Source organism: Bradyrhizobium sp. IC4060 (assembly GCF_020193715.1).
Lineage (GTDB): Bacteria > Pseudomonadota > Alphaproteobacteria > Rhizobiales > Xanthobacteraceae > Bradyrhizobium > Bradyrhizobium yuanmingense.
Window position 1 is genome coordinate 1 of record NZ_JADYVJ010000038.1, and the last position, 8,178, is coordinate 8,178.

The following is an 8,178-nucleotide window of genomic DNA, read 5'->3' on the forward strand; positions in this document are numbered from 1 at the left end:
GCGCCGGGATCTGGCGCTGCGCTATGCCGATGGCTCCGCGCCAGCTCCCGTCGCTACCACCGCCCAACTGGGCAAATCCAATGGCTTGAGCGAACTCAGAACTGGATAAAATCTGGGGGCAAGGTCAGCGCCTATATGATGGCGCAACGGCCTACTCAGCAGTCGGGAGCAGGCTTGAATCTGCTCCTTCCGGCTTACGCAAGAGCAAGCATAGTTGTCTTATGGGATCCAATAAGTCTGACTCTGAAGTAAACTCGCCAGGCGTGACTAATGTGTTGTGCGTCCTGACGCTTGATGTCGCAGCGCCACGCGCAGCTCAGCGCAAGGCTCGAACTGTTGGAGAAGTGTGCACCGCGGTTTAATGCTATCGAGCTGTCCGGACGATATCGGCGTAAGGATGGCCGATGATCCGCGTTGGGTCGCGCCGATCAAGTCCATGCGGTGGAGTAATATTCGGAACTGCTGCGGAACACTGAATAGCGTGCCACGATGACTCGCAAACCCACTGGCTCCGCCGATCTGTCACGCCTCCGATTTTTCCAATCCGACGTGTGTTATTTATCAGCGTTGGCGATACCGTCTTTGTTTTTGTGAGCTCCTCTTAAAGCATTGTCGTACCGATGATGCCGTCCCTAGCCAAGTGCGCGATCTCTCACCGGCGCGTTGGCGGGCGCAGGGATCAAGATCTCCATGGATGGCCGTGGTCGTTTGATGAACAACGTCTTCATCGAGCGGCTGTGGCGGTCGCTCAAGCTGAGGACATCTATCTCAAGGGCTATGCCGAGGGCCGCGAGGCCAAGGCAGGGGTCGCGAGCTGGATCACCTTTTACGATCGTCGCCTTCATCAGGCGCACGGCTATCGCACGCCGATGGCGGTTTGGCGCGAACGGATGCAGGCCGCGAAGGCTGTTGACATGGTGGACAACGCTGGCGCGTTGACCACATGCCACAGCGACTGCAGCAGACAGAGACTCTTGCTGCGTGATAGAAACGGATCAGGAGTGGTCAGTTTCCAACTAACAAAGAGGTTCAAGCGGTCCCGCTTCGCGGGTCCGTTTCAGGTCAGCGCATCAATGCAACGCGGCCTCCGAAAGCGTCAAACGGCGATGATAACTACGGCAATCATCAAGACGACGGCAATCGTGCTGTTACGGTCTCTCAGTGCAAAGACAATGGGGTCGTCGTCCATTAGACGTCGGTGCGCCATCATGAGCGCCCTGCCTATCCAATAGATAAGGATTGGACAGATGAGCCATAGCGCCTTCGGATGTCGATAGAGTCTCTGCACATCGGGCGAAGTAACATAGAGTGCAAAGATCGTGACAGCGTTCATACCAGCGGCAGCAACTAAAGCGGCAACGACATCAAGGTCGCCGATCCTGTAGTCTCGATCTGAACGATCCGGAAGGCCGCGGTCGAGCCTCCTCGCCAGCTCAACATACCGCTTGGTTAGCGCGAGTGATGTGAAGATGAACATGGAAAAGATGAAAAGCCACTGCGAAATTTGAATTTGAGCTGCCACGCCACCTGCAACAATGCGCGTGGTGTACAGCACTGTCAGCACAATAACGTCCACAAGCATCTTGCGCTTCAAATAGACAGAATAAGCACTGGTTAGCACAAAATAGCCAGCCAATACGCAGACAAAGTCAAGCGAAATTGTGGTTGCCAGCATCAGAGAAAATAGGAGGAAGACCGGAACCATGAGCAAGCCAGTTCGAGGGTGGAGAAGGCCACTCGCAAAGGGGCGAGCACGCTTGGTAGCGTGCGCGCGATCAGATCTAAGGTCCAGTAGATCGTTGAGGATGTAGACGGCCGACGCGCCACCGCAAAACGCCACAAACGCGATCACAGCTGTGATGATGCCAGCCAACGTAAATTGATGCGATGTCGCCAATGGCACAAAAACGAGCAGGTTCTTGACATATTGGTGGACCCGAAGGGCCTTGAACCACGCTCGCCTTCCCGGATTACCGTCATCTAATGTGACGTAGTCACCCTTGAGCGCGACGAGCCGACTCTTTACAGGATTAGAAAGGCGGACACCGTAGGCAATATCAGCAATCTCCCACGCTGGAAAATCTGCAGGACCGTTGCCCACGTAATCAAATCCGTTCTTACCAAAGGCGGTTGTGAGTATCTCAGCTTTCAAATCTCCGGATAAATTCGTTTTCTCGTCAGAAGCAAACCACCCATCGAAGATTCCCAAGTAGTCTGCAATGGCCTTCGCGTGCTTCGCGTTGGCTGCGGTAGCTAGGTAGACTTTCCTGCCCCGCGCTTTGGCTGTTTGGATTAGATCGAGAACGCGCGGGTTGTAGGGAAGAGTTGCGTAATCCAACTCAGAAGCCTGAGCAAGATGATGCTTTACAGCTGCTTTGCCATTGGCCAGGGCTCGGACCGCCACAAAATTCGCACGGAACCCAAGAGGTAAGACGTCCAAAAAGGACTCGTACAGCACATCCGTCAGTATCAAAGATCCGTCTAGATCTACTACCAACGGTTTGTCGCTGGGAAACTCCGCGTTGGCACCTTTAGCACCATCGCTGGTCCGCCAGTTGTTGTCGAGAACTTTCGGTATGACGTCGTCGAGTTGCATCGGACGACCGATAAAGACAATGTAGCCGTCACAATTGACGACGAACGAGGTAGGAATCCCAAAGGAAAAGTCAGATGCCATCCAAAGGTTGTTCATTTCGCCCGTGCATTTGAGCCCGATACGATAATTTGGGTTCGGGACGTTTTTGGTCAACCAGGCGTCCAGCTTGGTTTGGGCCTCATCCGGCGTTCGAGCACGTTCATGAGCTGCAACTCCGATAATCTCAAGTCCGCTGTGTTTGTATTTCTCTTGCAGCTGTACCAGATGGCGCATCACCGCCATACATGGCAGGCACCAAGTTGCCCAAAACTGAACTATGTACACTTTTCCGGGTTGGAAGCTCGTGAGGGGCTGACCGCGCAGCCAGCTTTCCACTTTTATGGGAGGAGCGAGGGACTCGACACGCAGCACCATGTTGCTCTCCAAAGCTGATGTCAAACGCTGCACAACCCTATGCGCGAAGTATCTTCTCTCAGAAACGGGGGCACGTCCTCTCCAGGGGGAAAAAGAGGGGCGCTCCACCCGCGCGTCCGCGCGCACGCAGCCTTCACTCACTGTTGCTATGTCTCAATAGCAACGGTCGTGCCAATGGCATCAGGACGCACTAAGCGTCTGGCTAACTCCGAGAAGCTCGACGGGGCCGCAAGGCGAGAGGGTTTTGAATCTGACGAGCTTCGGGCCGCTGTCAGACATTAGACACAAGTTGCGTGCTTCCCACTGCTAGATGAGCGTGCCTTGAGATCGTGGGTCGCCGAACAAAGCTCCCATTACCTCTCCTCTAGTACGCATTCGATGAAGACCGCCCGATTGACGCGTGCGCGCGGGCCCGGCGAGCTCTATGACGGTGTTGCGTGAAAGGTCAGGCAGCCTGCTGACCGGCGGGCTTGCCGGCTTGGCCCAGGAGCTTCCATTCCCAGGGCAGCAGTTCGTGCAGACGCGATGCAGGAAGATTGGCGATACGGGCTAGGACGTTGGCGAGCCAGGCTTTGGGATCGACATCATTCAGGCGACAGGTCGTGATCATTGTCAGCATGATGGCGGAACGGTCGGCGCCACGCTGGCTGCCGGCGAAGGTCCAGTTCCGCCGTCCCGCTCCAGGCTCGGCTGGCGGAGTGCAGCCTGGAACTGCATCCTACGAAGACGAGGATCGTCTACTGCAAGGACGACCGGCGGCGGGGCAAGACTGAGACGGTTATGTTTGACTTTCTCGGTTATTGCTTCCGGCCGCGATCCGTCCTGGGGCCGCGCTTCGCGAACGCTTTGCGCCTCCATCGCCTCACGCTTGGCCTGCAGCGCCGCCAGGGCACTTGCAAGGTCCGATGGAGGATCGTCCGGCTTCGATATCATGAAGCCAGTGAATCAGATCAAGCCGCAGATTCAAACCATAAAACGCTATCCGACCCGCGTCGGACGCTGGGTTTCTTGTGGGTTGCGCCAATCGATCCCGGACAACAGATAGCTCAACTGCGCCGGCGAGATCGTTACCGATTCACCGGCAACCGATGGCCAGATGAACCTGCCTCTCTCGAGCCTTTTGGTAAACAGGCATGCTCCCTGGCCATCGCGCCAGATCACCTTCACAAGATCGCTGCGGCGACCGCGGAAGACGAACAGATGACCGTTGAGCGGGTCTTTGTGCAGCACCTCCTGCACTTGGAGTGCCAACGACGGAAAACCTCTGCGCATATCGGTGTAGCCTGTCGCGAGCCACACTCGCGCGCCTGTCGGAACCGGGATCATCGGCGCACCAGGGCATCGAGAACGCGACGCAGCGCGTCTCCATCGACCTCGCCATCGACCCGGATGCGGTGTCCGCTACCAAGATCGATCTCGATGATGCCCTGGCCCTTCCGTCGACGCGCCGGCGCCGTCGTCAATGGCACTTCGGCCACATCCCGCGGCCGCACAGACGGCCCAATCTCGACCGGCACGAACGGAGCTATACTCGTCTCGCCGTGCTTGCAAAGCTCTTTGCGCCACCTGAACAGCTTGCTCACATGAAGGCCGGACATGCGAGCTACCTCGGAAACAGTGGCTCCGGGCTCGAGCGATGCTGCAACCAGCCGTTCCTTCTCATCTCGCGACCACCGCCGCCGCCGCTCGACCGATGTGATCACCTCTGCCCGCGAAATCGTCATAGCGCTTCTCCTAGGATTACCCTAGGACCTGCAGCGCTCGCCTCCGTCAAACAAGGCGGCCGCCAACGGAGGCGTACCTCCTCTAGTCGGCAAGGTTAGAGGAGAGCCATAGTATGAATGTATGAATTACGCGTCGAAACATAAAGGCAGTGGAGCAACGACGCACATTCATGATCCCCCAATCGTTAGAATTCGACCAGCGAGCCGAGCCGCGGCGTTGCCAATCATGCCGCGGCTCCAGAGGCTTGCTGTAATATCCTGGAGGATGGTCAGCGCAAGCGATCCAACGGGTTGACACAGCCGCGACCGGACCGCCGCGAAATCACCCGCTCAACGTGAGTAAAGCAGCCCGAACGACAACGCCACACGGACTATTAAGATCAGAAATCCGCGCGCGCGCTCGAGGGTCGGCGCGCGGATAAGCCGCAGGCAGCTCTCGCCGTTGGGAAGATTCTCACGACGTAGGTGCGCCGCCTGATCTCCTCGTTGAGACGCTCCAGCATGTTGGTCGACTTCATGTGCTTGCGGTGCGCCAGCGGCAAACGGAAACAGGTCAGCGTCTCCTCGATGTTCTCTTCCACCCAGCCGGTGAGCTTGGGATATTTGCCGCCCCATTTGCCGAGCCAGGCGGCCAGATCGCGCCGCACCTCAGCGATGTCGCGCCGGTCAGACATCCCGCGCAGTTGGAGCAGGCAATCGTCGTCGACCTTCCGAGGCACATAGTCGAGCGCATTCCTGAGAAAATGCACGTAGCGGCGCTGCCAGAACACGCCGGTGAGGACTTCGGGGATGGCCTTCTTCAGCCCGGGATGGTCGTCGGAGCCGACGAACTCCACCCCATGCAGGCCGCGGGCCTTCAATGTCTCCAGAAAATCCTTCCAGCTCGACCGGCTCTCCCGGTTGGCGAGTTCGACCGCAAGCACCTGGCGCCGGCCTTCCCAGTCAACCCCGATCGCGATCAGGACCGGTGGCTGGCAATGATGCCATCCTCCCGGATCCGCTCATAGCGCGCGTCTAGGATCAGATAGGGGAATGGCTCCTTGAGCTTGCGTTCGCAGAACGCCTTCAGCAACGCATCCAGCAGCTTGTTGATCGCGCTGATCGCCGGCCGAGAAGGCATGCCCCACGAATTCCTCGGTGACCTGCTTCACCTTCCGCGTCGACACGCCCTGCACGTACATCTCGGCTAGCGCGGCTACCAACGCCTTCTCCGAGCGCTGATAGCGCTCGAACAGCTCGGTCGAGAGCCGTCCCTGCCGGTCCTGCGGCACCTTCAACTCGATCTTGCCGACCCGGGTGATCAGCGAGCGCGAGTAGCCGGACCGATAGCCGAGCCGAGCTTCGCTCCGCTCCCCCTTCTCCGCGCGGAGCGTCTCCGCCATCTCGGTTTCCAGCGTCTCCTGCACGGCGGCCTGGATCAGCGGCGCGTCCTCGCTCTCGCGCCTGACACCCCGCCTCAAAGGCCCGGGCCGCCGTCCAGCGGTTGCTTCTTCCAGGCATAGATCTGGTTCGGGTGAGCCTCATAGCGCTGGGCCAGATCGGCCACCGTCGCCTGCTCCCGCACGGCTTCCAGCGCGATCTTTGCCTTCAGTGCCGCGTCGATCTTACGTCTCGTCTTCGTCGTCATCATCCTCCGTCTATCAAACGGAGCGGCCTCCTCCAACTAAGCACGTGGCCCCAAAATCGGGGTCCATTTCACAATGTCGGAAACGACCGCGCCGGGGACTAGGCAGTGTGGACTCTTGGGATTCTCAAATCAGACGGAACGTGATTCAAGGCTTTCTTTTAGGAGGAAGCCTTGGGTGTCATGGATCGGCTCGTCTGAGCGATGCGCAATGGGACCGTATCTCTGGCCTGATCATCGGTCGGCCGGACCAGCGTGGTTCGACCGGTCGCGACAATCGGATGTTCGTCGAAGGCGTGTTGTGGATCGTGCGAACCGGTTCGCCGTGGCGTGATCTGCCCGAAGCGTTCGGCGAATGGAACAGCGTCTTCCGACGCTTCAGCAGGTGGAGCGCCAAAGGGGTTTGGCTGCGCATGTTCGAAGCGCTCGCAGACGATCCGGACTTTGAATACCTGATCATTGACTCCACCATCGTCCGCGCCCACCAGCACGCCGGCGGCGCAAAAGGGGGGCTCAAAATCAGGCCATCGGACGTTCGCGCGGCGGCCTGACGCCAAAAATCCATATGGCCGTCCGCGTCTTGGGTTGCCCTGTCCGCTTCTTCCTCACCGCAGGTCAAGCCGGCGATGCGCCTCAGGCCCAGCCGCTCATCGAGGGACTCTCAGCCGAGGTCGTGATGGGCGAGCGGCTTCCGATTCGATGCGTTGCGATCCGCGATCGCCGCAAAAGGTGCCCAAGCCGTCATTCCGAACAACCCCTCACGGGCCATCAAATATCCACTTAACAAACCCCTTTATGCCGAGCGTCATCTCATCGAATGCTGCTTCTCGAACTGAAGCGCTTCAGGCGCGTCGCTACACGTTACGAAAAAACGGCGAGAAACTATTTCGCCGTCGTCGCTATCGCCGCAACTTTGCTTTGGCTAAGATAACTGTCCACACAGCCTAGTGTCTCCTGCACAATGAGGGCTTTGTCGCCGTTGGAGAACCAACGACGTCGTCCCGTTTCCGTGATCGCATCCAGCCGGCGCGTCGTCACGTCCGACTTAAGCGGATGGTCAAGCATTGACAAGCTGATCCTTAGAGATCATTGAAAGTGAGGACATGGTGATCAGCGCGAATTTCAATGGCGCCGAAACGCCGGGTGGATAGGTAGCAGTGAACGTGGCGAGCGTACCTTAGCGATGACGGAAGGCGATCAGTGAGGCTATGTCGATGTCTCCCACACCTTCGGCAGTGGTCAAACAGAAGTATCATCATTGGTCAACAATTAGCAATTCCCTCGAGCCAACCAACCAATCATGATCTTCTCGCCGGTGTCGACAACTTCATCTTCCAAGATTCGGCATTGCCATTTCGACGGTGACATCTGACACGTACAGGAACCAGTTGGCGGTTTATTCCGTACTCCATTTCTGGCCAGCTGGGCGTTGTCGTCTGGCTTCATGGCAGGACTGACCCGCCAGCTCGGCAGAGCGTACGGGCTTCAACAAAAACTGCCGGTGAGCGTTCGGAAAATACCCGTCAATGATGGGGGTTTCGAACGTCGCGGCGACGACATAGTCCGCCTGCCCGCCTCCAAACGAGGCCATGACACTGGCTTGGTCAAGATGGCGCGGGCTCTCCGGCGCGATCAGTATCCACGCTTTGGCGAGATCGGCGCAGTTCTCAAGTCCGAGCGTTTCCACCGCGACTGCGCTACTGCCGGGATATCCCCCGATCAGCCATGGCTGACCGAGCGCTCGCGTCTCGAGCACGTACATCAGAGTCGGGGAATCAGAGAGATCGATCACCGGGGTACCGACTTCAAGGCCGGCTGCA

General features: G+C 58.2%; 4 protein-coding genes and 4 pseudogenes. 1 reads left to right on the top strand and 7 read right to left on the bottom strand.

Annotated elements, in window-relative coordinates; translation table 11 throughout:
• Nucleotides 1-1,096: 1,096 nt before the first annotated feature.
• The 6 genes and pseudogenes from I6F16_RS37130 to I6F16_RS37155 all read right to left on the bottom strand — a co-directional run bounded on the left by I6F16_RS37130 (nt 1,097) and on the right by I6F16_RS37155 (nt 6,361).
• Nucleotides 1,097-3,010 carry a UbiA family prenyltransferase gene (locus I6F16_RS37130; RefSeq protein ID WP_225174730.1) on the bottom strand — a complete coding sequence of 638 codons (1,914 nt, stop codon included), beginning with the start codon at nt 3,008-3,010 and terminating at the stop codon, nt 1,097-1,099.
• 445 nt (nt 3,011-3,455) lie between these two features.
• Nucleotides 3,456-3,686: pseudogene (locus tag I6F16_RS37135) on the bottom strand (transposase domain-containing protein); the annotation flags it as partial.
• A gap of 302 nt (nt 3,687-3,988) precedes the next feature.
• Complete coding sequence (gene tnpB, locus I6F16_RS37140; protein ID WP_225174731.1) at nt 3,989-4,336, bottom strand: IS66 family insertion sequence element accessory protein TnpB; 348 nt, start codon at nt 4,334-4,336, stop codon at nt 3,989-3,991.
• Nucleotides 4,333-4,734 carry a transposase gene (locus tag I6F16_RS37145; protein ID WP_225174732.1) on the bottom strand — a complete coding sequence of 134 codons (402 nt, stop codon included), beginning with the start codon at nt 4,732-4,734 and terminating at the stop codon, nt 4,333-4,335. Before I6F16_RS37145 ends, tnpB begins: the two co-directional genes overlap by 4 nt.
• A gap of 399 nt (nt 4,735-5,133) precedes the next feature.
• A pseudogene (locus tag I6F16_RS37150) lies at nt 5,134-6,155 on the bottom strand (IS256 family transposase); the annotation flags it as partial.
• 35 nt (nt 6,156-6,190) lie between these two features.
• Entirely contained in the window at nt 6,191-6,361 is a 171-nt protein-coding gene (locus I6F16_RS37155; protein ID WP_225174733.1) for a transposase, read from the bottom strand.
• Nucleotides 6,362-6,532: 171 nt separating this feature from the next.
• Between I6F16_RS37155 and I6F16_RS37160 the strand changes: the two are divergent.
• A pseudogene (locus tag I6F16_RS37160) lies at nt 6,533-7,289 on the top strand (IS5 family transposase).
• A 465-nt stretch (nt 7,290-7,754) separates the two neighbouring features.
• Here I6F16_RS37160 and I6F16_RS37165 read toward each other — a convergent pair.
• Nucleotides 7,755-8,178: pseudogene (locus I6F16_RS37165) on the bottom strand (hypothetical protein); the annotation flags it as partial.

Coding starts and splice junctions, on each gene's coding strand:
- I6F16_RS37130 (WP_225174730.1), bottom strand. CDS start 3,010: ATGGTGCTGCGTGTCGAGTCCCTCGCTCCTCCCATAAAAGTGGAAAGC.
- I6F16_RS37145 (WP_225174732.1), bottom strand. CDS start 4,734: ATGACGATTTCGCGGGCAGAGGTGATCACATCGGTCGAGCGGCGGCGG.
- tnpB (WP_225174731.1), bottom strand. CDS start 4,336: ATGATCCCGGTTCCGACAGGCGCGCGAGTGTGGCTCGCGACAGGCTAC.
- I6F16_RS37155 (WP_225174733.1), bottom strand. CDS start 6,361: ATGACGACGAAGACGAGACGTAAGATCGACGCGGCACTGAAGGCAAAG.